The 22,855-nt window shown below is 73.1% G+C and carries 19 protein-coding genes; 5 read left to right on the top strand and 14 right to left on the bottom strand.

What is annotated here, in order from left to right; all coding sequences use genetic code 11:
* Nucleotides 1–165: 165 nt before the first annotated feature.
* The 6 genes from ACQFYA_RS03485 to ACQFYA_RS03460 all read right to left on the bottom strand — a co-directional run bounded on the left by ACQFYA_RS03485 (nt 166) and on the right by ACQFYA_RS03460 (nt 7,610).
* On the bottom strand, nt 166–990 hold the full coding sequence (locus ACQFYA_RS03485) for an ATP-binding cassette domain-containing protein (protein ID WP_499121608.1): 825 nt from the start codon (nt 988–990) through the stop codon (nt 166–168).
* On the bottom strand, nt 987–1,904 hold the full coding sequence (locus tag ACQFYA_RS03480; protein WP_499121607.1) for an ABC transporter ATP-binding protein: 918 nt from the start codon (nt 1,902–1,904) through the stop codon (nt 987–989). Before ACQFYA_RS03480 ends, ACQFYA_RS03485 begins: the two co-directional genes overlap by 4 nt.
* The gene (locus ACQFYA_RS03475) at nt 1,901–2,905 is read right to left on the bottom strand and encodes an ABC transporter permease (RefSeq protein WP_499121605.1); all 1,005 of its coding nucleotides are present in this window, start codon (nt 2,903–2,905) and stop codon (nt 1,901–1,903) included. The genes ACQFYA_RS03480 and ACQFYA_RS03475 overlap by 4 nt, the downstream gene beginning before the upstream one ends.
* Nucleotides 2,898–3,890, bottom strand: coding sequence for an ABC transporter permease (locus ACQFYA_RS03470; protein WP_499121604.1), 993 nt, complete (start codon nt 3,888–3,890; stop codon nt 2,898–2,900). The genes ACQFYA_RS03475 and ACQFYA_RS03470 overlap by 8 nt, the downstream gene beginning before the upstream one ends.
* Nucleotides 3,891–4,048: 158 nt before the next feature.
* Nucleotides 4,049–5,794, bottom strand: coding sequence for an ABC transporter substrate-binding protein (locus ACQFYA_RS03465; protein WP_499121602.1), 1,746 nt, complete (start codon nt 5,792–5,794; stop codon nt 4,049–4,051).
* Between the two features lie 316 nt (nt 5,795–6,110).
* Nucleotides 6,111–7,610, bottom strand: a complete 1,500-nt coding sequence (locus ACQFYA_RS03460) for an RNB domain-containing ribonuclease (RefSeq protein ID WP_499121601.1) — start codon at nt 7,608–7,610, stop codon at nt 6,111–6,113.
* A 157-nt stretch (nt 7,611–7,767) separates the two neighbouring features.
* Between ACQFYA_RS03460 and ACQFYA_RS03455 the strand changes: the two genes are divergently transcribed.
* A complete protein-coding gene (locus ACQFYA_RS03455; protein ID WP_499121600.1) occupies nt 7,768–9,999 on the top strand; it encodes an NADP-dependent isocitrate dehydrogenase in 2,232 nt (743 codons plus the stop codon).
* A 134-nt stretch (nt 10,000–10,133) separates the two neighbouring features.
* Here the strand turns inward: ACQFYA_RS03455 and ACQFYA_RS03450 are convergent, their stop codons facing one another.
* Nucleotides 10,134–10,529 carry a hypothetical protein gene (locus ACQFYA_RS03450; RefSeq protein ID WP_499121599.1) on the bottom strand — a complete coding sequence of 132 codons (396 nt, stop codon included), beginning with the start codon at nt 10,527–10,529 and terminating at the stop codon, nt 10,134–10,136.
* 66 nt (nt 10,530–10,595) lie between these two features.
* Here ACQFYA_RS03450 and ACQFYA_RS03445 point away from each other — a divergent pair, with 66 nt between their 5' ends.
* On the top strand, nt 10,596–11,531 hold the full coding sequence (locus tag ACQFYA_RS03445; RefSeq protein ID WP_499121598.1) for a CE1 family esterase: 936 nt from the start codon (nt 10,596–10,598) through the stop codon (nt 11,529–11,531).
* 202 nt (nt 11,532–11,733) lie between these two features.
* Nucleotides 11,734–12,219 (top strand): Dps family protein, encoded by a 486-nt coding sequence (locus ACQFYA_RS03440; RefSeq protein ID WP_499121597.1) that lies wholly within the window; start codon nt 11,734–11,736, stop codon nt 12,217–12,219.
* A 28-nt stretch (nt 12,220–12,247) separates the two neighbouring features.
* Here ACQFYA_RS03440 and ACQFYA_RS03435 read toward each other — a convergent pair whose 3' ends face one another.
* The 3 genes from ACQFYA_RS03435 to purL all read right to left on the bottom strand — a co-directional run bounded on the left by ACQFYA_RS03435 (nt 12,248) and on the right by purL (nt 16,432).
* On the bottom strand, nt 12,248–12,526 hold the full coding sequence (locus ACQFYA_RS03435; RefSeq protein WP_499121596.1) for a DUF6191 domain-containing protein: 279 nt from the start codon (nt 12,524–12,526) through the stop codon (nt 12,248–12,250).
* Between the two features lie 22 nt (nt 12,527–12,548).
* Complete coding sequence (gene gdhA, locus ACQFYA_RS03430; protein ID WP_499121595.1) at nt 12,549–13,886, bottom strand: NADP-specific glutamate dehydrogenase; 1,338 nt, start codon at nt 13,884–13,886, stop codon at nt 12,549–12,551.
* A 194-nt stretch (nt 13,887–14,080) separates the two neighbouring features.
* Nucleotides 14,081–16,432, bottom strand: a complete 2,352-nt coding sequence (purL, locus tag ACQFYA_RS03425) for a phosphoribosylformylglycinamidine synthase subunit PurL (protein ID WP_499121593.1) — start codon at nt 16,430–16,432, stop codon at nt 14,081–14,083.
* Nucleotides 16,433–16,614: 182 nt separating this feature from the next.
* Between purL and ACQFYA_RS03420 the strand changes: the two genes are divergently transcribed.
* A complete protein-coding gene (locus tag ACQFYA_RS03420) occupies nt 16,615–17,007 on the top strand; it encodes a DUF2568 domain-containing protein (protein ID WP_499121591.1) in 393 nt (130 codons plus the stop codon).
* 31 nt (nt 17,008–17,038) lie between these two features.
* Nucleotides 17,039–17,557, top strand: coding sequence for a putative immunity protein (locus ACQFYA_RS03415; RefSeq protein WP_499121589.1), 519 nt, complete (start codon nt 17,039–17,041; stop codon nt 17,555–17,557).
* 17 nt (nt 17,558–17,574) lie between these two features.
* Here ACQFYA_RS03415 and ACQFYA_RS03410 read toward each other — a convergent pair whose 3' ends face one another.
* The 4 genes from ACQFYA_RS03410 to ACQFYA_RS03395 all read right to left on the bottom strand — a co-directional run bounded on the left by ACQFYA_RS03410 (nt 17,575) and on the right by ACQFYA_RS03395 (nt 22,826).
* Nucleotides 17,575–18,510 (bottom strand): carbohydrate ABC transporter permease, encoded by a 936-nt coding sequence (locus tag ACQFYA_RS03410; protein WP_499121587.1) that lies wholly within the window; start codon nt 18,508–18,510, stop codon nt 17,575–17,577.
* A 1-nt stretch (nt 18,511) separates the two neighbouring features.
* On the bottom strand, nt 18,512–19,468 hold the full coding sequence (locus tag ACQFYA_RS03405) for a carbohydrate ABC transporter permease (RefSeq protein WP_499121586.1): 957 nt from the start codon (nt 19,466–19,468) through the stop codon (nt 18,512–18,514).
* Nucleotides 19,465–20,790 carry an ABC transporter substrate-binding protein gene (locus ACQFYA_RS03400; protein ID WP_499121584.1) on the bottom strand — a complete coding sequence of 442 codons (1,326 nt, stop codon included), beginning with the start codon at nt 20,788–20,790 and terminating at the stop codon, nt 19,465–19,467. Before ACQFYA_RS03400 ends, ACQFYA_RS03405 begins: the two co-directional genes overlap by 4 nt.
* Before the next feature lie 113 nt (nt 20,791–20,903).
* The gene (locus ACQFYA_RS03395; protein WP_499121583.1) at nt 20,904–22,826 is read right to left on the bottom strand and encodes a glycoside hydrolase family 127 protein; all 1,923 of its coding nucleotides are present in this window, start codon (nt 22,824–22,826) and stop codon (nt 20,904–20,906) included.
* Nucleotides 22,827–22,855: the final 29 nt, after the last annotated feature.

Genomic DNA, 22,855 nt, shown 5'->3' with positions numbered 1-22,855 from the left:
CGGCTTCCGACGAGGCGCGCAAGACGACGGCCGGGCGCGGGTCGGCGGCCTCTTCGCGCGGACGTATCCCTCCCGAAGTGGAGGGCGCCCTGGCGCCCGTGAACGCGTCCGCGCAAAGAGGCCGCCGACCCGCGCGACCGCTACCGCAAACCGAAGAAGCAGGACCTACGAAGCGAGCTCCGCCCGGACCTCCTCGCGCAGCACCCCGTGACGAGACGGCTCGGGAGCGGCGGCCAGCAGCGTCTTCGTGTAGTCGTGCTGCGGGTTCAGGATGACCTCGTCGGACGGCCCCCGCTCCACGATGTCGCCCCGGTACATGACGATGATCTCGTCACTGAAGTGCCGCGCGGTGGCGAGGTCGTGGGTGATGTACAGGACGCCGAGGTTCTCCTCGCGCTGCAGCCGGGCCAGCAGGTTGAGCACCCCGAGCCGGATGGACACGTCGAGCATGGACACGGGCTCGTCGGCGACGAGGAACCGCGCGCCGGGGGCCAGCGCCCGGGCGATGGCGACGCGCTGCCGCTGCCCGCCGGACATCTCGTGGGGCCGCTTGGCCGCGTACACCTCGGCCGGGGTGAGGTTCACCCGCTCGAGCAGCGCGTGCACGGCCCCTTCCATCGCATCACCGGCCGCGATGCCGTGGATCTTCAGCGGGCGCTCCAGGTGGTGCGCCACCGTGTGGTACGGGTTGAGCGACGCGAACGGGTCCTGGAAGACCATCTGCACCTGGTGCCGGTAGCCCGCCAGCGCGCGGCCGCGGCGGCCGATCGGGGCGCCGTCGAGCAGGATCTCGCCCGACGTCGGGGTCTCGAGCTGGGAGATCGTCCTCGCGACGGTGGACTTGCCGGACCCGGACTCGCCGACGAGGGCGATGGTCCGGCCGGGCTCCAGCGTGAACGACACGTCGTTCACGGCGCGCAGGGTGCTGCTGTGCAGACCGCTGCGGACCTTGAACTCCTTGACGAGGTTGCGGACCTCGAGGCTGCTCATGACGCCTCCCCTGCGACGTCCTGGGAGACGCCGGTGCGGACGAACGAGCCACGGTCGCCCGTGAGGCTCGGGAACGAGTTCAGCAGCTGCCGGGTGTACGGGTGCTGGGCCCGCGCGTAGATCGACTCGGACGTGTCGAGCTCGACGATCTCGCCGGCGCGCATGACGGCGATGCGGTCGCTGATCTCGAGCAGCAGCGGCAGGTCGTGGGTGATGAAGACGACGGCGAAGTTGAACCGCTCCCGCAGCCGCATGATCTCGCGCAGGATGCCGCGCTGGACGACGACGTCGAGCGCCGTCGTGGGCTCGTCCATGATCATGACCTGCGGGTTGAGCGCCATCGCCATGGCGATCATCACGCGCTGGCGCATGCCGCCGGAGAGCTCGTGCGCGAAGCTGTCGAGGCGCCCGGGGTCGACCCCGACGAGCTCGAGCAGCTCGGCCGACCGCGCGGCGCGCTCCTGCTTGCCCATCTGCGGCCGGTGGGTGGTCAGGACGTCGCCGAGCTGCTTGCGCACACTGATCACCGGGTTGAGCGAGTTCATCGCCCCCTGGAACACCATGGACACCTTGTCCCAGCGGAACGCCCGCAGCGAGTCGCCGGTGAGGCCGACGACGTCGATGTCGGTGCCGTTCGCGTCGTGGAACGTCACCTCGCCGGAGCGGAGGATCGCCGGCGGCTTGAGCAGCCGGTTGAGCCCGTACGCGAGGGTCGTCTTGCCGCAGCCGGACTCGCCGGCGAGGCCGAGGATCTCGCCGCGGTGCAGGGTGAGGGACACGTCGTGCACGGCGCGGACGGGCGGGTCCACCTCGTACTCGATGCTCACGTGCGAGGCGGTGAGGACGGGCTCGAGCCCGCCGACGTGCTCGGCGTGCGTCGCGGAGGACAGCGGGCCGGTGGTGGTGGCCGTCATGCGTCGACCCTCTCCTTGTGGACGGCGGGCTGGGCCGCCGCGCCGCGACCGAGCTTGTCCTTGCCGGACCGGCGTGCCTCGCGGACGCGCTTGGCGGCCGCGGGCGCGAGGCGCAGCTTCGGGTTGACGATCTCGTCGATGGCGAAGTTGATCAGGGAGAGCCCGGTGCCGAAGAGGGCGATCATCAGGCCCGGCGGCACGAACCACCACCAGGCCCCGCGGGTCAGCGCCCCGCCGCCCTGCGCCTCGTTGAGCATCGTGCCCCAGGTGATCGCGCCGTTCGGGCCGAGGCCGAGGTAGGACAGGCCCGCCTCGCCGAGGATCGAGAGGACGATCGCGAAGAGGAACTGCGCCGCGAGCAGGGGCAGCAGGTTCGGCAGCACCTCGACGAGGATGATGCGCGGCGTCCTCTCGCCGGCCACGCGGGCCGCGGAGACGTAGTCGCGCACGCGCAGCGACCGGGCCTGGGACCGCAGCACGACGGCCGCCCCCGCCCAGCCGGTGATCCCGAGGATCAGCGCGACGAGCATGGTGCTGCGCACCTGGAGGTAGCTGGCGATGACGATCATCAGCGGCAGGCCGGGGATGACGATCATGATGTTGGTGACCAGCGACAGGACCTCGTCGGTCCAGCCCCGCATGTACCCGGCGACGACGCCGAACAGCAGCGCCAGCACGATCGCGATGAGGCCAGCGGTGACGCCGATGACGAGCGAGCCACGGGCGCCCTCGGCGAGCTGGGCGAGGACGTCGTAGCCGAGCCCGGTGGTGCCGAGCCAGTGGCCGGGCTGCGGGGGCAGCATCGCGTCGTTGCCGGAGCTGCGCGGGTCCTGCGTGACCCACGGCCCGACGATCGCGAAGAGGAGGATCGCGCCGACCAGGACCAGGCCGGCGATCAGCTTCCCCGACCTCGAGGGCAGCATCTGCCGGACGCCCGAGCGGACAGGCTTCGACGGGGCCGTCTCCGGCGCCTTCTGCGGTGCGGTCTGCAGGTCAGTCATGGTGCCGCGTCCTCGGGTCGATGAAGCCGTAGATGAGGTCCATGAGGAACAGCGCCGCCAGGACCGCGAGGGTGATCACGAGGAACACGCCCTGCATCAGGGCGTAGTCGTTGTTGCGCACCGCGGTGATCATGAGCTTGCCGACGCCGGGGTACGTGAAGACCTGCTCCATGACGAGGGAGCCGGCGACGACGAACCCGAGGGACACCCCGAAGCCCGCCACGGAGGGCAGGGACGCGTTGCGCACCGCGTAGGTCATGAAGACGCGGCGCGGGCGCAGCCCCTTGGCCTCGGCCGTCGTGACGTAGTCCTCCGACAGCGTCGAGACCATCATGTTGCGCATCCCGAGCAGCCAGCCGCCCACGGACGAGATCACGATCGTCACGGCCGGGAGGAACGCGTGGTAGATCACGGAGCCGACGAAGGCCCAGCTCCACTCGGGGCCGTTGAAGTGGAAGACGTCGTAGGCGCCGATGATCGGGAACCACTGGAGGCTCACGGCGAACACGAAGATGAGCACGAGGGCCACCCAGAAGTAGGGCAGCGACTGCAGCATCGTGGTGCTGGGGACGAGGCTGTCCACCCACGTGCCGCGCTTCCAGCCGGCGAAGGCGCCGAGCCCGATGCCGAGCACGAACGAGATGACCGTGGCGGTGCCGACGAGGCCGAGGGTCCACGGCAGGGCGTCACCGATGAGCTGGGTGACCGGCGCCGGGAAGTTCGTGACGGACACCCCCAGGTCGCCGCGCAGCAGGTTGCCCCAGTAGGTGACGTACTGCTCCCACAGGGTCTGGTCCTCGGCGGCCCCGAGCAGGAGCCGGATGCTGTTCTCCGTGCCCGCCGGGATGCCGCCGGCGCGCTGCAGCTTGGCCATGAGGATGGAGAACGGGTCGCCCGGCAGCAGGCGCGGGATGAGGAAGTTGAGCGAGATCGCCGCCCAGAGCGTGATCGCGTAGAAGGCGATCCGCCTCAGGTAGAACTTCATGGGGTCGGGCCGCCCTTCGGTGTCCGGGGCATGCGGCTCCTCCTCGAGTCGTGGTGCTGGTCGCGCGCGGCGCGGGCCTCGCGGGTGCGAGCGCGTGTGCGTCGGGACGGGCGACCGGCGGGCCGTGGGGCCCGCCGGTCACCCGTCGCTACGGCGTGCTACTCGGCGCCGCCGAGCTTGCCGAGGATGACGCCCGAGGACGGGCCCTGCCACGACGGCGGGAACATGTACATGTCCTCCTCCGTCGGCCAGCCCGTGAACTTCGTCGTGTTGTAGAAGGTCTGCGTCCCGTTCACCACGATCGGGATGTACGGCAGGTCCTCGACGATGTGCTCCTGGACGGTGGCGTAGGCCTCCTTCTTGGCGGCCTCGTCGTTGGTCTCGGAGGCGGCCTGGACGGCGGCGTTCACGTCGTCGTTGTCGTACCGCGAGATGTTCCACTCGCCGGGCTCGAGGGCGGTGCCCACCTTCTGGGTGTAGTCGCCGGTGAACCACTCGCGGTAGATCTGGAACGGGTCGGCCAGCGAGGTGCCGACGACGCCGCCCATGATCAGCTCGAACTCGCCGGACACGCGGGCGTCCGCGAACTCGTTCCAGGAGATGGTCGACGCGGTGACCTTGAGGCCCGCGGCCTTGGCCTGCTCCTCGATGAGCTTGGCGGCGTTGTTGAAGTCCGACCAGCCGTCCACCGAGGTGAGGGTGAGGTCGATCGGCGTGCCGTCCTTGCCGTAGAAGCCGTCGGCGTCCTTGGTGTAGCCGGCCTCCTCGAGGATCTTCCCGGCGGCCGCGGCGTCCGCGGTCTGCGGGGACTCCTTCGGCATGCCGTCGGCGATCCACTTGTCGTCGCGGCCGAGCAGCGCGTACGTCGGCGAGATCGGCTTCGCGAGGCCGACGAACGCCTTCTCGGTGATCGCGCCGCGGTCGATCGCGACGTTGAGCGCCTGGCGCACGGCGACGTCCGTCTGCGCGCCCTCGCAGCCGAGGTCGGTGTTGGCGCAGGTGTAGAGCACCACCGGGTCGACGGGGGTGTTGACGTACCCGAAGCCGCCCGTGGACGTGACGCGGTCGGGGTCCGGCACGAACATGGTGGTCCAGTCGATCTCGCCGGTGGTGAGCAGGTCCTCGGCGGACTGGTTGGCGTCGATGCCGACGTACCGCAGCGCGGCCACCTTCGGCTCGCCGCCCCAGTAGGTCGGGTTCGCCTTCGCGGTGTACGCGGCGTTGGACGCGGTGTCGAGCACGTACGGGCCGGTGCCGACGGGGGCCTCGGCGTTGTCCCAGGCCACGAGCCCCTCGAGGGCGTTGCCCTCGGCGTCCTCGCCCGAGTCGGCCTCGTGCTCGGAGAACACGTGCTCCGGCACGATGTAGGTGCTTCCGAGGACGGCGAACTCGTTCGCGTACGCGGGCTCGGCGAACGAGAACACGACGGTCGACTCGTCCTGCGCGACGGCGTCCTTCAGGTACGCAGGCTTGGCCGTGCCGTTGGTGAAGGAGTAGACGACGTCGTCCGCGGTGAACGGCTCGCCGTCGTTCCACGTCACGTCCGGACGGATCGTCACCGACAGCTCGGTGCCGTCCTCGTTCCACTCGAAGGACTCGGCCAGCATCGGCGTCGGGTCCACGTCCTCGAGCTTGTTGTAGGCGAACAGCGTCTCGTAGATGCCGCCGTTGGCGAGGTGCAGCACGCCCACCGAGTAGGGGTTGAAGTTGGGGGTGATCGGCGTCTGGGAACCTGCCCAGATCACCAGCTCCTGGTCCGTGGCGGTGCCCTCGGCCGCGGGGGCGCCGGTGCTGTCGCCGCCGTCGTCTCCTGCGGCACCGGAGCACCCGGCGGCCAGGAGGGTCACGCTCGTGAGCGCGGCGGCCGCCATCAGCCAGCGACCTCGCGTCGTCCGTCGGTTCATCGTGGGTCCTTCCGGTCGGCGGCGCGTCATCACGCCGCGGTGGTCACCGCACTGTCCGTAGGGAAGGGACCTTAACGAATAGGTGCGGGGGCGCCGCTAGACCTTGAATCGTTATAAGGCAGGAGTGTTATCAAACCGTCATCTGAGCTCTCGGCCGACGGCAGGACGCACTCCGACGGGCAGCACGAGATCGATGCGGCCGCGGTCCGGCGTCAGGTGGGCGCGACCGCCGACGACCCCGAACCCGGACCTTCGAGAACGGGACCGGTCGCGGCAAGGGCGCCGGTGGCGCGAGGGATCGCGTGCCGGAAGGCGGTCAGGGCAGGGTGAAGCGCACCGTGCGCTCGGGCACGGACGCCTCGGCCAGCGTGGCCCGGACGCGCTCGCCGAGCGGCAGGTCGTCGCCCTCCAGCCGGGCCCGGACGGCCGGCTCGCGCAGCATCACCTCGCCGCGGCGGGCGGCGCCGTCCCCGTCGTCCCTGCTCTCGCGCACGTCGACGACGACGCCGTCGAACTCCTCGCCCTCGCGCCCGGCGAGCAGCGCCGCCTCGACGATGTCGACGCTGCCCCGCTCGAAGGCGCCGGCCGTGCGGGACGCCGCCGCCATCGTCTCCGGCAGGCCGGGCAGGGCCTCCGCCACCCAGGCGGGCACGTCCCGGCCCCCGGCGTGCGCGAGGCACACCTCGGTCGCGTAGCGGTCCGCGAGCCGGCGCAGCGGTGCCGTGACGTGCGCGTACTCGGCAGCGATCGCGGCGTGCCGGGCGTCGGCCGGGAGCGTGACGGGCGCCCCGCCGTCGGGGCCGGGGACGCCGAACGCCAGGTAGCCGGCCCCGCGGAACAGCGTCGTCGCCTCGGAGAGGAACGCCGCGTGCGCGGGCCGCCGCGACTCGAGGGTCGGGACGAGCTGCGCGTACGAGGCGTCCTCGCTCCACTCGATGCCGAGCGCGGCGGCCGTGCGGCGCAGGCGCGCGACGTCGCGGTCGTCGGCCGGCGGCAGCGTGCGCAGCAGGCCGACGCCGGCCTCGCGCATCATCGCGGCCGCGGCGATCCCGGTGAGAAGGGAGATCTGCGCGTTCCAGCCCTCCACCGGCAGCGTGCGGCGCAGCTCCAGCGTGAAGGTCCCGTCGCGCTCCGGCACGATCTCCTGCTCGGGCACCTCCAGCGACACCCCGCCGCGGTCGCGCTCGCGCGCCTGCCGCAGGCGCCCGACGTCGGCCAGCAGCGACAGCGAGTCCGACGCGGACCCGGCGTCGAGCTGGGCCTGCGCCTCCCCGTAGGTGAGGCGGGCGCGCGACCGCACGGTCGCGCGGGTGACGGAGCTGCTCGTGATCTCGCCGTCGGCGTCCAGGCCGATCGTCCACAGGACGGCGGGCCGGTCCTCGTCGGGCAGCAGGCTCGCGGCCCCTTCCGACAGGACGGTCGGGTGCAGGGGCGTGCGCACGTCCGGGCCGTACACCGTGGTCCCCCGCCGGTGCGTCTCGGAGTCGAGCGCGCCACCCGGCCGGACGAACGCGGCGACGTCCGCGATGGCGTACCGCACGATGTACCCGCGGCCCGACGAGGCGACGTGCACCGCCTGGTCGAGGTCCATGGAGCCCGGCGGGTCGATGGTGACGAGCTCGACGTCACGACGGTCCTGCCGCGCCTTGGCGCCGTCGACCGGCGCCGTGCCGCCGCCCTCGGCGGATTCCTCGGCCTCCTCGCGGACGGCGGTGGGGAACATCGCGGGCAGGCCGACCTCGGCACGAAGTGCGGCGAGGGCGTCCGCGACCTCGACCGGCCCGGCGAGAGCGAGATGGAGCTGACGCGTCGGCACGGCTCGACCGTAACGGCGCGCCGTCCGGAACGCGCGGCGAGCAGCCCGCCCGCGGGTATGGCGTGCGTCGCGTTTTCGACAGGCTCCGCCGCGGCCAGATATCTTGATGTCAAACAATCGCTCGTCCATCACAGCCCTGCCTAGGGAGCATCGCCGCATGACCACCGAGTCCCGGCCCGAGGCCGCCACGATCATCTACACGCACACCGACGAGGCGCCGCTGCTCGCGACCTACTCGTTCCTCCCGATCGTCGAGGCGTACGCCGCCCAGGCCGGGGTCCGGCTCGAGACGCGCGACATCTCCCTGGCCGGGCGAATCCTCGCCCTCTTCCCGGAGCGGCTGACCGACGACCAGCGGGTGGCCGACGACCTCGGCGAGCTGGGCGCGCTGGCCACCACCCCCGAGGCCAACATCATCAAGCTGCCGAACATCTCGGCCTCCGTGCCGCAGCTCAAGGCCGCGATCATCGAGCTGCAGGGCCAGGGCTACGACATCCCGGACTACCCGGAGGACCCGCAGACCGACGCCGCCAAGGACGTGCGCGCCCGGTACGACAAGGTCAAGGGCTCCGCGGTCAACCCGGTGCTGCGCGAGGGCAACTCGGACCGCCGCGCCCCCTCCTCGGTGAAGAACTACGCCAAGGCGCACCCGCACCGCATGGGCGCCTGGTCGGCCGACTCGAAGACGAACGTCGCGACGATGGGCTCCGGCGACTTCTTCTCCCACGAGAAGTCGGTCGTGATCCCCGCCGCCGACACGCTGACCATCCGCCTGGTCACCTCCGCGGGCACCACGGTGCTCAAGGACGGGCTGAAGGTCGAGGAGGGCGAGGTCGTCGACGCGACGTTCATGTCCGTCGCCGCGCTGAACACCTTCCTCGCCGAGCAGGTCGCCCGCGCCAAGGCCGAGGGCGTGCTGTTCTCCGCCCACCTCAAGGCCACGATGATGAAGGTCTCCGACCCGATCATCTTCGGCCACGTGGTGCAGGCCTTCTTCCCCTCGCTGTTCGAGAAGTACGGCGACCAGCTCAAGGCCGCGGGCGTCTCCCCCAACGACGGCCTCGGCGGGCTGCTCGCCACCGTCGACGCGCTGCCCGACGGCGCGGAGATCCGTGCGGCCGTCGAGCAGGGCCTGGCCGACGGCCCGGCGCTCGCCATGGTCGACTCCGACCGCGGCATCACCAACCTGCACGTGCCGTCCGACGTCATCATCGACGCGTCGATGCCCGCGATGATCCGCGGCGGCGGCCACATGTGGGGCCCCGACGGCAAGGAGCACGACACGCTCGCCGTCATCCCCGACTCGTCGTACGCCGGCGTGTACCAGACCGTCATCGACGACTGCCGCGCGAACGGCGCCCTCGACCCGGCCACGATGGGCTCCGTGCCCAACGTGGGCCTCATGGCCAAGAAGGCCGAGGAGTACGGCTCGCACGACAAGACGTTCGAGGTCCCGGCCGACGGCACCGTCGAGGTCGTGAACGCGGCCGGCGACGTGCTGCTCAGCCACGACGTGCAGGCCGGCGACGTGTGGCGCGCCTGCACCACCAAGGACGTCGCCATCCGCGACTGGGTCAAGCTCGCCGTCAACCGCGCCCGCGCCACCGGCTCCCCCGCCGTGTTCTGGCTCGACGCGCAGCGCGCCCACGACGCGCAGCTCATCGGCAAGGTGGAGCAGTACCTGGGCGACCACGACACCGACGGCCTCGACATCCACGTCATGGCGCCGGCCGAGGCGACGGCGTTCTCGCTCGCGCGGATCCGCCAGGGCCTGGACACCATCTCGGTGACCGGCAACGTGCTGCGCGACTACAACACGGACCTGTTCCCCATCCTCGAGCTGGGCACGTCCGCCAAGATGCTGTCCGTCGTGCCGCTGATGAACGGCGGCGGCCTCTTCGAGACCGGCGCCGGCGGCTCGGCCCCGAAGCACGTGCAGCAGCTCCTCGCGGAGAACTACCTGCGCTGGGACTCCCTCGGCGAGTTCTTCGCGCTCGCCGCGTCGTTCGAGCACCTGGCCACCGTCACCGACAACGCGCGCGCCCAGGTGCTCGCGGACACGCTGGACCGCGCCACGGGCACGTTCCTCGACCAGGACAAGTCCCCGACGCGCCGTGTCGGCGGCATCGACAACCGCGGCTCGCACTTCTACCTCGCCCTGTACTGGGCGCAGGAGCTCGCCGCGCAGTCGGACGACGCCGAGCTGGCCGCCGCCTTCGGCCCGCTGGCCGCGTCGCTCGCCGAGCAGGAGCAGACGATCGTCGACGAGCTCGTCGGCGTGCAGGGCTCGCCCGCCGACGTCGGCGGCTACTACCGCCCCGACGCCGCCAAGGCCGCCGCGGTGATGCGCCCGTCCGCCACGTTCAACACGGCGCTCGAGGCCCTCTGACGCCGAGGTAGAGCGCACGGAACGCCGAGATAGAGAAGGCGAACCCGCGAGATAGAGAAGCCCGGACGGGCCGCAGCCAGCGCGGCCCGTCCGGGCTTCTCTATCTCGCGGGTTCGCCTTCTCTATCTCGGCAGCTACCAGGACCAGCCGCGGGAGCTGAGCTCCAGCTCCTCGCGCATCCGCTCCGCGGACTCGGCACGCTCCCCCGCGCGCATCGGCAGGTCGACGACGCTCAGCCCGGCGAGGCGGCAGGCCTCGCGCAGCAGGGCGTCGTACGCCCCCTGGGCGGCGCGGGCGTGGTGGGCGCGCGCGAACACCAGAGGGTCGTCGTCGATGGCGCGCAGCTCGCGCGCCAGCTCGCCCAGCCGCACCTGGACCATGAGCGTCACCAACGGGTCGCCGACGGCCCGGCGACGACGGCGGCGCCGCGAGACCGCTCTCCGGTGGTCGTCCGAGCACAGCCAGGACCGGACGGCGACCGTCGCGACCAGCGCGAGCGTCACCACCGCGAGCGTCAGCTGCACCGTCATCGGAGCACCTCCACCGGTCCGTTTTCAGCCTAGGCCCACGGCGTCCCGTACGCGAGAATCTGCGGCATGCCCGTCTCCCGCCGGATCCGGTCGGCCGCCGTCGCCCTCGCGATCCTGCTCGCGGCCGCGTGCGGGTCGCCCGCGTCGCCGCCCACCGCGGAGCCGGCGCTCGTGCTCGCGGCCGCGGAGGCTCCCCCCGCGGGAGCGCGGGGCGTCATGGAGATCGGCGGACGGCCGGTGGACCTCGGGGTCCCCCCGGCCGCCGACCCGGACGAGCCGGTGCCGCTGCTGGTCCTCCTGCACGGGTTCGGCTCCGACCCCGCCCGCGTCGACGCCCAGCTGGGGCTCCGCGAGGAGGCCGCGGCGCGCGGCGTGCTGTACGCCGTCCCCGAGGGCACCCTGGACGCCGACGGGCGGCGGTTCTGGAACGCGAGCGACGCCTGCTGCGGGCGCGACCGGGCCGACGTCGACGACTCCGACTACCTGGCCCTGGTGATCCGCACGCTCGCCGCGACCTACGCCGTCGACCCCGCCCGCGTCGCGGTCGTCGGGTACTCCAACGGCGGCTTCATGGCGTACCGAACGGCCTGCGACCACGCCGACCTCGTCTCGGTCGTGGTCTCGCTCGCCGGCGCGATGCCGGCCGCCGACGACGCCTGCCGCCCCTCCGGGCCGGTGACCGTCGTCCAGGCGCACGGCACCGCCGACGATGTCATCGGCGCCGCCGGCGGGCGCCGGGACGGGCACACCTACCCGTCGGCCGCCGAGTCCGCGTCCGCCTGGGCGAGGATCGACGGCTGCGCCGCCGGGCCGGCCGTCGCCCCGCGGTCGCGCGACCTCTGGACGACGTCCCCCGGCGCGGAGACCACCGTCACGACCTGGTCCGGCTGCACGCCGGGCTCGGGCGTCGAGCTGTGGTCGATCGCGGGAGCGGGCCACGCCCCGGAGCCGGGCGGCGGCTTCGCGGACGCGGTGCTCGACGCCGTCACCGGCGCCGGCTGAGCCGGCCCCGCACGGCCCGGCCCGGCGCAGCCTCGGGGACCGGCCCCGGACCGAAGGCCTGCCTGTCCTTGCTGGCAGACCTGCCGATCGGTCCCTAGTCTGGAATGGTTCAAGAGAACGGGTCGTTCGTCAGGACGACACGACGAGCACGCGGGTGACCCGCCCTAGGTTCCGGACGGATCCCCGAGGAAGCGAGCGCACCATGACCGCACCCACGATGAAGCGCCACACCCCCCGCGCCGAGGCGTCCGACACGCTCCGCGCCCACCTGCAGCGGGTCCTCGTCGCGCTGGTCGACCTGCACGTCCAGGGCAAGCAGGCCCACTGGAACGTGACCGGCCGCGGTTTCCGCGACCTGCACCTCCAGCTCGACGAGCTGGTCGACGTCGCGCGCGAGCACAGCGACACCGTCGCCGAGCGCCTCCGGGCGCTGCAGGCGGTGCCGGACGGCCGCACGGAGACCGTCGCCACCACGACCGACCTGTCGCCCTACCCCGCCGGCATCGTGTCCGTCGAGGACACGGTCGAGGCGATCGTCGAGCGGGTCGCGCAGACCGTCGAGGTCGCGCGCGAGGTGCACGGCGACGTCGACGCGGAGGACCCGACCACCGCCGACCTGCTGCACGAGATCATCACCGACCTCGAGAAGCAGGCCTGGATGATCTCCTCGGAGAACACCGAGGTCTGATCGACCCCGGGCCAGGGCCGGCAGGCCCTCACGACGACGGCGCGACCCCACCCGGGGCCGCGCCGTCGTCGTCCGTCCGCGCCTCGGGCGGCGCGGTGTCCGCCGCGGGAAGGTAGGCGATCCCCGCGTCGAGGTCGACGCCGAACGGCGCGCCCTCCGCCGGGGTCTGCACGATGTCGAGCCGCTGGCGCTCCCGCTCCGCCGTCACGTGGGCGCGGCTGGGCTGGAAGATCTCGGCCAGCTCGCCGAGCATCCCCGAGCCCGCGCTCTCGCCGCCGTCGCGCGGCACCACCGGCAGCCATCGCATGGCGCCAGCGTAGGCCTCGCCCTCAGACGACGCCGAAGGCGATCATCGCGTCGGCCACGTGGGTGAAGCCTGTGATGTTGGCGCCGGCCACGTAGTCGCCGGGGGCGTCGTACGCGTCGGCGGTGGCGAGGCAGCGGTCGTGGATGCCGGTCATGATCTCGGCGAGCCGCGCCTCGGTGTGCTCGAAGCTCCACGAGTCGCGCGACGCGTTCTGCTGCATCTCCAGCGCCGACGTCGCCACGCCGCCCGCGTTCGCGGCCTTGCCCGGCCCGAACAGCACGCCGGCCTCGCGCAGGAGCGCCACCGCCGCCGGGGTGGTGGGCATGTTGGCGCCCTCGGCCACCGCGCGCACGCCGTTCGCGACGAGCTGCTTCGCGTCCGTCTCGGTGAGCTCGTTCTGCGTGGCGCACGGGAGGGCGACGTCGGTGGGCACGTCCCAGATGCTGCCGTCGGTCACCAGGCGCGCACCGGGGCGGCGCTGCACGTAGTCCGCGACGCGGCCGCGCTCGACCTCCTTGACCTCCTTGAGCAGGTCGAGGTCGATGCCGGCCTCGTCGACCACGTAGCCCGAGGAGTCGGAGAAGGTCACGACCCGCCCGCCGAGCTGCTGGGCCTTCTCGGCCGCGTAGATCGCCACGTTGCCCGAGCCCGACACCGAGACGCTCCGCCCGTCGAGGCTCTCGCCGCGCGTGCCGAGCATGCTCTGCGCGAAGAGCACCGCGCCGTAGCCGGTGGCCTCGCGGCGCACGAGCGACCCGCCCCAGGTGAGGCCCTTGCCGGTGAGCACGCCCGACTCGTAACGGTTGGTGATCCGCTTGTACTGCCCGAAGAGGTAGCCGATCTCGCGGGCGCCCACGCCGATGTCGCCGGCGGGCACGTCCGTGTACTCGCCGATGTGCCGGTAGAGCTCCGTCATGAAGGACTGGCAGAACCGCATGATCTCGCCGTCCGAGCGGCCGCGGGGGTCGAAGTCGGAGCCACCCTTGCCGCCGCCGATCGGCAGGCCGGTGAGGGCGTTCTTGAAGATCTGCTCGAAGCCGAGGAACTTCACGATCCCGAGGTACACCGAGGGGTGGAAGCGCAGGCCGCCCTTGTACGGGCCGAGGGCCGAGTTGTACTCGACGCGGAAGCCGCGGTTGATCCGCACGCGGCCTGTGTCGTCCACCCACGGCACCCGGAAGATGATCTGCCGCTCGGGCTCGCAGATGCGCTCGAGGACGGCCGCCTCCACGTACTGCGGGTTCTTGCGCAGCACCGGGCCGAGCGACTCGAAGACCTCCCGCACGGCCTGGTGGAACTCCACCTCGCCGGGGTTGCGGCGCAGCACCTCGGCGAACACGGGCTGCAGACGGTCTTCCATGGAGCTCCTCCCGGTGGTGGAGCGCGACCGCGGGGCCCGGAGGCGGCACGGGACACGCACGACCCTCGCACTGTAGCCGAGCCGCGAGACGCCGTCTCAGGCCGCGAGACCCGGAGCTCCCGCCCGGCCTTCGAGCACGCGATCTCTCGCGCCATCCGACCCGATGGCGCGAGAGATCGCGTGCTCGAAGGGGGTCAGCCGAAGATGCGCGGCAGCGTGCCCTCGTGCGCCTCGCGGGCCTCGTCCAGCGGCAGCGTGAAGGTCTCGCCGTCGAAGCCGCCGGCCACGGTCAGCCCGGTGCCGCCCGTGTGCCCGAGGCGCAGCACCGGGACGCCGGCGGCCTCGGCCACCGCGACCAGCTCCGACTCGTGCTCCAGGTCGACGGCCACCAGGGCGCGCGCGGTGGACTCGCTGAACAGCGCGGCGAACGGCGAGACGCCGTCGCGGCCGGTCACGCCGTCGAGCGCGACGTCCGCGCCGACGCCGTAGCGCAGCGACGCCTCGACCAGCGCCTGCGCGAGCCCGCCCTCGGACAGGTCGTGCGCGGCGGCGACGAGGCCCTGCTCGCGGGCCGCGACCAGCGCGGACGCCAGCGCCTTCTCCGCGGCCAGGTCCACGCGCGGCGGCAGGCCGCCGAGGTGCCCGTGCTCGACGTCGGCCCAGGCGGAGCCGTCGAGCTCGTCGGCCGTGCGGCCGAGCAGCAGGATCGACAGGCCCTCGGCCCGCCAGCCGGACGGCACCGCGGTGCGCACGTCGTCGATCACGCCGAGGACGCCGACCACGGGCGTCGGGTGGATCGACGAGTCGACCTGGCCGGGCTCGCCCGTGCCGTTGTACAGCGACACGTTGCCGCCGGTGACCGGGACGCCGAGCTCCTGGCAGGCGTCGGCCAGGCCCTCGATCGCCTCGACGAGCTGCCACATCGAGTCCGGGTGCTCGGGCGAGCCGAAGTTGAGGCAGTCCGTCACGGCGAGCGGCGTCGCGCCGGCCGTGGCGACGTTGCGGTACGCCTCCGCGAGGGCGAGCTGCGCGCCCGTGCGGGGGTCGAGCTTGCCGTAGCGGCCGTTCGCGTCGGTCGCGAGGGCGACGCCGAGCCCGGTGCTCTCGTCGATGCGCACCACGCCGCCGTCGTCGGGCTGGGCGAGCGCGGTGTTGCCCTGCACGAAGCGGTCGTACTGGTTCGTGACCCACGCCTTGGAGGCGAGGTTGGGCGACGCGAGCAGGCGCAGCGCGGTGGCGCGCAGCTCGTCGGCCGACGTCGGGCGCGCGAGACCGGCGGCCACGGTGGTGTCGGCCTGCAGGCCGTCCTGCCAGGCCGGGCGGGCGTACGGGCGCTCGTAGACCGGGCCCTCGTGCGCGACGGTCTTCGGGTCCACGTCCACGATCCGCTGCCCGTGGTGGTCGATCGTGAGGCGGCCGGAGCCGTTGACCTCGCCGATGACGGCGGTCTCGACGTCCCACTTGCCGGTGATCGCGAGGAACTCCTCGAGCTTCTCGGGCGTGACCACCGCCATCATGCGCTCCTGCGACTCCGACATGAGGATCTCGCCGGCGTTGAGCGAGGGGTCGCGCAGCAGCACGTCGTCGAGCCAGACGTGCATGCCGCCGTCGCCGTTGGAGGCCAGCTCGCTCGTGGCGCAGGAGATGCCCGCGGCCCCGAGGTCCTGGATGCCCTCCACCACGCGGGCGGCGTAGAGCTCCAGGCAGCACTCGATGAGCACCTTCTCCATGAAGGGGTCGCCCACCTGCACGCTCGGCCGCTTCGCCGGGACGCCGTCCTCGAACGTCTCCGAGGCGAGGATGGAGGCGCCGCCGATGCCGTCGCCGCCGGTGCGGGCGCCGAACAGGATGACCTTGTTGCCGGTGCCGGACGCGTTGGCGAGGTGGATGTCCTCGTGCCGCAGCACGCCCAGGCACAGCGCGTTGACGAGCGGGTTGCCCTGGTAGGAGCCGTCGAAGACGAGCTCGCCACCGATGTTGGGCAGCCCCAGGCTGTTGCCGTAGCCGCCGACGCCGCTCACGACGCCGTGCACCACGCGAGCGGTGTCCGGGTGGTCGACGGCGCCGAAGCGGAGCTGGTCCATGACGGCCACGGGGCGCGCGCCCATCGAGATGATGTCGCGCACGATGCCGCCGACGCCGGTGGCCGCGCCCTGGTAGGGCTCGACGAACGACGGGTGGTTGTGCGACTCGACCTTGAACGTCACGGCCCAGCCGTCGCCGACGTCGACGACGCCGGCGTTCTCGCCGATGCCGACGAGCAGGTGCTCCTTCATGGCGTCCGTGACCCGGTCGCCGAACTTCTTCAGGTGCACCTTGGACGACTTGTACGAGCAGTGCTCGGACCACATCACGGAGTACATGGCCAGCTCGGCGGCCGTGGGGCGGCGCCCCAGGAGGTCGCGGATGCGCTGGTACTCGTCCGGCTTGAGCCCGAGCTCCGCGAACGGCTGGGCCTCGTCGGGCGAGGACGCGGCGCGCTCGACGGTGTCGAGCTGCGGGCGGGGGGCGGACACGGCTTCAGCGCGGTCGGCAGCGGCGGTCATCAACTTCCCTCGGGTCGCGCGAGTACTGCAGAGCTCTGGGCTCGGACCGGGTGATCACCGCACCGCGGGGTGCCGGCATCCGGCGTCGGTCCGTGCGGGGGCGCCTCGCGGCGCGCCGTCAGTCTACCGGCGCCTGGCACCGCCCCCGACGGCGGGTCCCCGGCGCCGCTAGGGTGCGCGGCATGACCGCTCCCGCGCGGAACGACCCGACCCGTCCCACTCCCCCCGGCGCCGTCGGCCCGGCCGACCTCCTCGCGTTCCTGTGCGAGCTCGCCCTGCTCGCGCTGCTGGCCGTCGCCGGCTGGCGGCTCGGCTCCGGGACCGGGGGCGGCGCGGCGGGCGTGGTGGCCGGCCTCGTCCTGCTGCTCGCGCTGCCGGCGGTGGCCGTGACGGTCTGGGGCCGCTGGCTGGCACGCACCACCGCCCACCGTCTGCCCCAGCCGTGGCGGCTCACCGTGCAGGTCGTCCTGTTCGCCGCCGCCGGCGCGCTCGCCGCGGCCGCGGGCCTGCCCTGGTGGGGGCTCGGCGTGACGGCCGTCGGCGTCGTCGCCTTCGTGCTGACGCGGCGGGCGTGAGCACCTCCGGCACGACGGGCAGGATGGGGTGATGCCGATCCTGCCGACCGACCGCGACCCCCGGCTGATCACGGTGCGCCGGGGCGGCACGCTCACCGACGCCCACCACCAGATGCTGGCCACCTGGGCCGTGGCCTGCGCGGAACACGTGCTGCCCCTCTTCGAGCGCGAGCGCCCCGACGACCCGCGCCCGCGCGACGCCCTCGGCGTGGCGCGCGGCTGGGTCCGCGGCGAGGTGCCGATGCGCGAGGCGCACCGCACGGCCTTCGTCGCGAACGCCGCCGGCAAGGGCCTGCCCGACCCGGCGCGGTTCGCCGCCCTCGCGGCCGGGCAGGCGGTGGCGGTTGCCCACGTCGCCGCGCACGACCTCGGCGCCGCCGCCTACGCGATCCGGGCCGCGAGCGCCGCGGCCCCGGAGGCCGGGCGGGAGGCCGCCCGGCTCCGGGAGCGCGACTGGCAGCGCGAGCGGGTGCCCGCCGAGCTGCTCGACCTGGTCCTCGAGGACCAGCGCCACCGCAGCGCGATCTGCTGGGACGTCTTCGACGACTGAGCCCGGGGCCCGGGCCGTCAGCCCTTGACCGCCCCCGACGCGAGCCCTGCCACGTAGTACCGCTGCAGGGCCACGTAGAGCACGACGCACGGGATCATCGCGACCACGGACCCGGCGGCCAGGAGCCCGAAGTCCACCTGCCCGTACGCACCCTGCTGCAGGTTCACGAGCGAGACGGGCAGCGTGTACAGGGACGAGTCGGTGAGGAACGTCAGCGCGCCGAGGAACTCGGTCCACGAGGCGAGGAACGCGTACAGCGCGGCGGTCGCCGCCCCGGGCAGCACGAGCGGCCGCAGCACCGAGAGGATCATGCGGAACGTCCCCGCCCCGTCGACGTGCGCGGAGTCCTCGATCTCGCCGGGCACCGACTCGAACGCGTTGCGCATGACGAACACGCAGAACGGCAGGTTGACCGTGACGTAGAAGAGGACGAGGCCGAGCAGGCTGTCGGTGAGCCGCATCGCGTTCATCTGCAGGTACAGCGGGGTGAGGATCGCCTGGAACGGCACCATGAGCGTCACCAGGACCAGCCCGAACAGCAGGCCCCGGCCACGGAAGCCGAACTTGGCGAACCCGTAGCCGGCGAGCGTCGCGAGCACGGCCGTGAGCACCGCCGTCGAGAGGGACACGACGACCGAGTTCACGATGCCGCGCCAGATCGCCGGCTGGTCGAGGATCAGCTGGAAGTTGCCCCACGACAGGTCGAGGAAGCGACCGTCGGGCGCGGCGACGACGACGTCGCCGGGCTGGCCGGCCCGGACGAGCGCGAGGAGCAGCGGCACCACGAAGACGAGCGCGGCGAGCGTGCCGCCCACGGCGTACAGCGTGCGGCGCACGCGGGTGTCGCGCTCGGGGCCGGACGCCGGCCGGGCGCCGCCGGAGGAGGAGCCGCGGGGCGCCGTGGCGCTCGCCGCCGCTGCGGTGGTGTCCACGATGCTTGCCGTGCCCGCCATGTCAGCTCCTCTCCCGCAGCAGCCAGAACTGCGCCGCGGTGACCAGTCCGGTGATGACGACCAGGACGAGCGACATCGCCGTCGCCGCCCCCAGCTGCAGCTGCACGAACGCCCGTCGGTAGATCGCCATCACGACGGTGGTGGTGTCGGAACCGGGGCCGCCCTGGGTCAGGATGTAGAACTGCGTGAACGCCAGCAGCGACCCGATGACCGACAGCACGACGGTCATGGCGATGGTGCGCCGCAGCATGGGGACCGTGATCGTGCGCTCCCGGACCCACCAGGACGCGCCGTCCAGCTCGGCCGACTCGTAGACCTCGCGCGGGATGCCCTGCATCCCGGACATGAGCAGCACCATCGTGAGGCCCGAGACGGCCCAGATCACCATGACGCACAGGAGCCCCGTGGCGAGCGGGCCGTCGACCAGCCACGCCGTCGTGCCGTCGGTGATCCCGAGCGTCTTGAGGACGACGTTGACCATGCCGCTGTTCGGCTGCGCCTCGAGAAGCATGAGGAAGCTGAGCGTCGTGAGGCCGATGACGTACGGGACGAAGAAGATCGTGCGCAGCAGGGTGGCGCCGCGCCGGTTCGACCGGACGACCACGGCCAGCGCGTAGCCGAGCGCGAGGATCGGCAGCGTGACGATCGCCGTGTACAGCAGCGTGTACCCGACGGCCCGCCAGAACGTGGGGTCGGTGAGCACCGACGCGTAGTTCTCCAGGCCGATGAACCGCCACGGCCCGATCAGCGGGAGGTTCGTGAACGAGATCCCCACGGCGGAGACGAGCGGCACGAGCACGAACACCACGACGAACGCGACGGCCGGAGCGACGAGCAGCAGGCCGGTGCGGGCGGGGTGCGTGAGGGTGCCGTGGCGGCGGCGGGCGGGGCGACGGGCGCCGTCCGGGCGCGCCCGGCCCGCGGCGGGGCCGGTCTGTGCGACGGCAGGGGCGCTCATGCCTGGGCCTGCCGCAGGATGCGGTCGTACGTGGTCTGGGCCTCGTCCATGGCGGCATCGCCCTCCCCGTCGAAGACGGCCCGGCGGAACATCCGCAGCCAGGGCCCGTCCTGCTGGTTGTAGATGAGGTTGTAGGCGAGCGTGGTGGGGGCGTACCCGGAGTCGAGCGACGTCAGCGTCGGCACGACGAGCGGGTGCGCGGCGTCGAACTGGGGCGTCACGACGTCGGAGCGGATCGGCGAGTAGAACCCGTCGGGCATCCGGGACTGCTGCTCGAGGGCGACGGCGAACCGGATGAGCTCGGTGGCCGCCTCCGGGTTCTTCCCGCCCTCGGGCATGCACAGGTTGTCGCCGCCGTCGAAGAAGGCGCGGCCGCCGTCCGGACCGGGCAGCAGCACCACGCGGCTGCGCTCCAGCAGCTCGGGCGACGCGTTGGGCGCCACCACGCCGTACCCGGCGGGGAACATCCCGAGCCGCCCGGCGACGTAGTCGGCCGACCACCGCGACGCGTCGTCGGAGAAGCAGCCGGAGGGCACCAGCTTCTCCTCCCACAGGGTGCGCTCGAGGTCGAGGGTGCGGCGCAGGGCGTCGTTGCCCGCGACGTTCCCCCGCTGGTCGCCCACCTCGCCCTCGATGAGGTCGGTGCCCGTGGCCCACACGTGCGGCTGCACCGTGAACCCGAGCGCGCCGGACGCGTTGCCCGGGAACGACCAGCCGTACGTGTCGTCGTCGAGCGCGGAGATCGCGCGCGCGGCCTCGAGGATCCCGTCGAACGACGCCGTGTGCTCGTCGACGTCCAGCCCCGCCCGGTCGAACAGCTCCGTGTTGCAGAACAGCACGGAGAAGTCGCCCAGGAACGGGACCCCGTAGTTCCGGCCGTCCTTGGTGGCGAGGGCCAGGTGGCCGGGGCTGAGGGTGTCGCCGAGGGCGAGGTCCTCGACCAGCGGCGTGAGGTCGGTGAACACGTCGCGGAACGCGAACATCGTCGAGTAGATGTCGTCGATGTCGATGACGTCGGGCACCCGTCCGCCGCGGATCGCGGTGGCGACCTTGGTGACGTACTGGCCGTTCTGGATCGGCGTGAGGTCGACGCGGATGCGGTCCTGCGCCGCGTGGAACGCGTCCACGACCGCCTGCACGCCGTTGACCGTGTCCGAGCGGCACCACATCTCGACCGTCCCGTGCGCGCCGTCGCCGAACCCGGCGGCGCCGACGTCGACGGCGGTGACGTCGCGCGCGCAGCCGGCCAGCCCCACGCCCGTGGCGGCGGCCGCGCCGCCCGCGCCGAGCAGCGCGAGCAGCTGCCGTCTGGTGAGCTCCATCGCTCTCCTCCTCCGCGCCCGTGCGGGCGCCCCGTCTCCGGCCCCCGGGCGTCGGTGCCCGCGGGGTGCCGCGGGGCGCCCGCTGCCGGGCGCCCCGCGCGAGGTGCTGCCGGTCAGGCCACCGGGACCCAGACCCGCATGGCCTGGGGGCCGCGGTTGGCCCACAGGTGGTACGGGACCGCCCGCAGCGTGACGCTGCCGGAGACCTCCGGTGCCGGCGCCGACGCCGGCCGGTACGGGCCGTCGCCGTCGGCGCCCTCGGGGCGGCCCTGCACCGTGCCGGCGGCCGTCACGACGACCACCCCGCCGAGCAGGTCGGGCCGCTCCTCCTCGCCGAGCGGGCCGGCGACGTCGATCCGCACGTCGTCCACGACGGCGCCCGGGTCCTGGTCCTCCTGCTCGAGGGCGTACACGAGCGGCCCGCGCTCGATCGCGACGCAGCCGCGCACGTCGTCGACGCGCGGGTCGGCCGCCGTCAGTCGCGGCGCGACCGGCAGCTCGAGGACGACGGTGTCGCCCGCCGCGAGCGCCCGGCCCACGGTGGCGTACCCGCCGGCCGCGACCGGCGCGCCGTCGAGCGTGCCGCCCTGCGCCCACCCCGGCACGCGCAGCGCGAGGCCGGCGCCGGCGGGCGCCTCCTCGACGTGCAGCGTCACGCGGCCGTCGTGCGGGTAGTGCGTCTCGACGCGCACGCGCAGCGTGCCCGCGGGCAGGTCGGCCACGATCGCGCCGGGCGCGTACTGGTGCACCTGGAGCGCGTCGTCGGTGACCGTCGCGAGGTAGCCCTCCAGGCTGGAGAGCGTGCGCATGATGTTCGGCGGGCAGCACGCGCAGCCGAACCACGGGCGGCGGCCCGCGGCGGGGTTGCGCTCCTCCTCGGCGTGCGCGCCGGTGCGCAGCTGCAGCGGGTTGACGTAGAAGTACTCGGTGCCGCCCAGCGAGAGCCCGGCGAGGAAGCCGTTGAGGAGCATGCGCTCGATCTGGTCGGCGTAGCGCGCGTCGCCGGTCGCGAGCAGCAGGCGCCAGGCCCACTGCACGCCGCCGATGGCCGCGCAGGTCTCCGCGTAGGCGCGGTCGTTCGGCAGCTCGTGCGGGTCGCCGAACGACTCGCCGTCCCAGCGGGAGCCGAGCCCGCCGGTGAGGTACTGCTTGCCGTCGACCATCGCCGCGTACTGCCGCTCCAGCGCGGCGAGCAGCTCGCGGTCGCCGGTCTCCACGGCGACGTCGGTGGCGCCCGCGCCCAGGTAGACGGCGCGGACGGCGTGCCCCTCGACGGTGGTGGCCTCGCGGACCCGCACGCGGTCGGAGAAGTACGTGGGCTGCTTGTCGTGACCCGCGATGATCCCGGTGCCGCGGGCCTCGACGAACCAGCGCGCCAGGTCGAGGTAGGCCTGCGTCCCCGTCTCGCGGTAGAGCTCGACGAGGGCCGTCTCCACGACGGGGTGGCCGTCCACCTCGCGCAGCTGCCCCTCACCGTCGCCGAACGTCTCGACGAGGTGGTCGGCGAGCCGGACGGCGACGTCGAGCAGGTCGCGCCGCCCGGTGGCGCGCACCTGCGCGACGGCCGCCTGGATGAGGTGGCCCGCGCAGTAGTGCTCGTGGCTCCAGGGCAGGTCGGAGTACCGCGGGACGCCGCGCAGCTGCGGCACGGAGTCGAGGTAGCCGTCGGCGGCCTGCGCGCCGGCGACGGCGCGCGTGACCTCGAGGATGTCGGCCAGCAACGCCTCGTCGGGCTCCCGGCCGTACTCCCAGGCCGCCGCCTCGAGCCACTTGTGCACGTCGGAGTCGGCGAAGATCGGGCCGGTCGCCTCGCCCTCGGCGAGGCCCGCGGCGAGCTCGAGGTTGCGGAGGTTCCCGTACTCGCGCAGGTGGCCCAGGCCCTCGGGCACGGAGGCCTCGCGGTTCACGCGGAGGCGGTGGCCCCACAGCCCGCCGTCGAGGGTCGCGCTGCCGGGCGCCAGCGGACGCAGGGCCGCGATCGCCGCCGCGGTGGGCTCGGCCGGCCCGCGGTCGGTCCGGAACGTCGTCGTCGTCATGCACCTCTCCCTTGAGGAAGGAAACTAGG

The sequence above is a fragment of the Promicromonospora sp. Marseille-Q5078 genome (genome assembly GCF_050315395.1).
Taxonomy (GTDB): domain Bacteria; phylum Actinomycetota; class Actinomycetes; order Actinomycetales; family Cellulomonadaceae; genus Isoptericola.
The sequence above is the reverse complement of the archived record's forward strand: the minus strand, read 5'-3'. Positions and strand labels throughout refer to the sequence as shown.

Coding starts and splice junctions, on each gene's coding strand:
- ACQFYA_RS03485 (WP_499121608.1), bottom strand. CDS start 990: ATGAGCAGCCTCGAGGTCCGCAACCTCGTCAAGGAGTTCAAGGTCCGC.
- ACQFYA_RS03480 (WP_499121607.1), bottom strand. CDS start 1,904: ATGACGGCCACCACCACCGGCCCGCTGTCCTCCGCGACGCACGCCGAG.
- ACQFYA_RS03475 (WP_499121605.1), bottom strand. CDS start 2,905: ATGACTGACCTGCAGACCGCACCGCAGAAGGCGCCGGAGACGGCCCCG.
- ACQFYA_RS03470 (WP_499121604.1), bottom strand. CDS start 3,890: ATGAAGTTCTACCTGAGGCGGATCGCCTTCTACGCGATCACGCTCTGG.
- ACQFYA_RS03465 (WP_499121602.1), bottom strand. CDS start 5,794: ATGAACCGACGGACGACGCGAGGTCGCTGGCTGATGGCGGCCGCCGCG.
- ACQFYA_RS03455 (WP_499121600.1), top strand. CDS start 7,768: ATGACCACCGAGTCCCGGCCCGAGGCCGCCACGATCATCTACACGCAC.
- ACQFYA_RS03450 (WP_499121599.1), bottom strand. CDS start 10,529: ATGACGGTGCAGCTGACGCTCGCGGTGGTGACGCTCGCGCTGGTCGCG.
- ACQFYA_RS03445 (WP_499121598.1), top strand. CDS start 10,596: ATGCCCGTCTCCCGCCGGATCCGGTCGGCCGCCGTCGCCCTCGCGATC.
- ACQFYA_RS03440 (WP_499121597.1), top strand. CDS start 11,734: ATGACCGCACCCACGATGAAGCGCCACACCCCCCGCGCCGAGGCGTCC.
- ACQFYA_RS03435 (WP_499121596.1), bottom strand. CDS start 12,526: ATGCGATGGCTGCCGGTGGTGCCGCGCGACGGCGGCGAGAGCGCGGGC.
- gdhA (WP_499121595.1), bottom strand. CDS start 13,886: ATGGAAGACCGTCTGCAGCCCGTGTTCGCCGAGGTGCTGCGCCGCAAC.
- purL (WP_499121593.1), bottom strand. CDS start 16,432: ATGACCGCCGCTGCCGACCGCGCTGAAGCCGTGTCCGCCCCCCGCCCG.
- ACQFYA_RS03420 (WP_499121591.1), top strand. CDS start 16,615: ATGACCGCTCCCGCGCGGAACGACCCGACCCGTCCCACTCCCCCCGGC.
- ACQFYA_RS03415 (WP_499121589.1), top strand. CDS start 17,039: ATGCCGATCCTGCCGACCGACCGCGACCCCCGGCTGATCACGGTGCGC.
- ACQFYA_RS03410 (WP_499121587.1), bottom strand. CDS start 18,510: ATGGCGGGCACGGCAAGCATCGTGGACACCACCGCAGCGGCGGCGAGC.
- ACQFYA_RS03405 (WP_499121586.1), bottom strand. CDS start 19,468: ATGAGCGCCCCTGCCGTCGCACAGACCGGCCCCGCCGCGGGCCGGGCG.
- ACQFYA_RS03400 (WP_499121584.1), bottom strand. CDS start 20,790: ATGGAGCTCACCAGACGGCAGCTGCTCGCGCTGCTCGGCGCGGGCGGC.
- ACQFYA_RS03395 (WP_499121583.1), bottom strand. CDS start 22,826: ATGACGACGACGACGTTCCGGACCGACCGCGGGCCGGCCGAGCCCACC.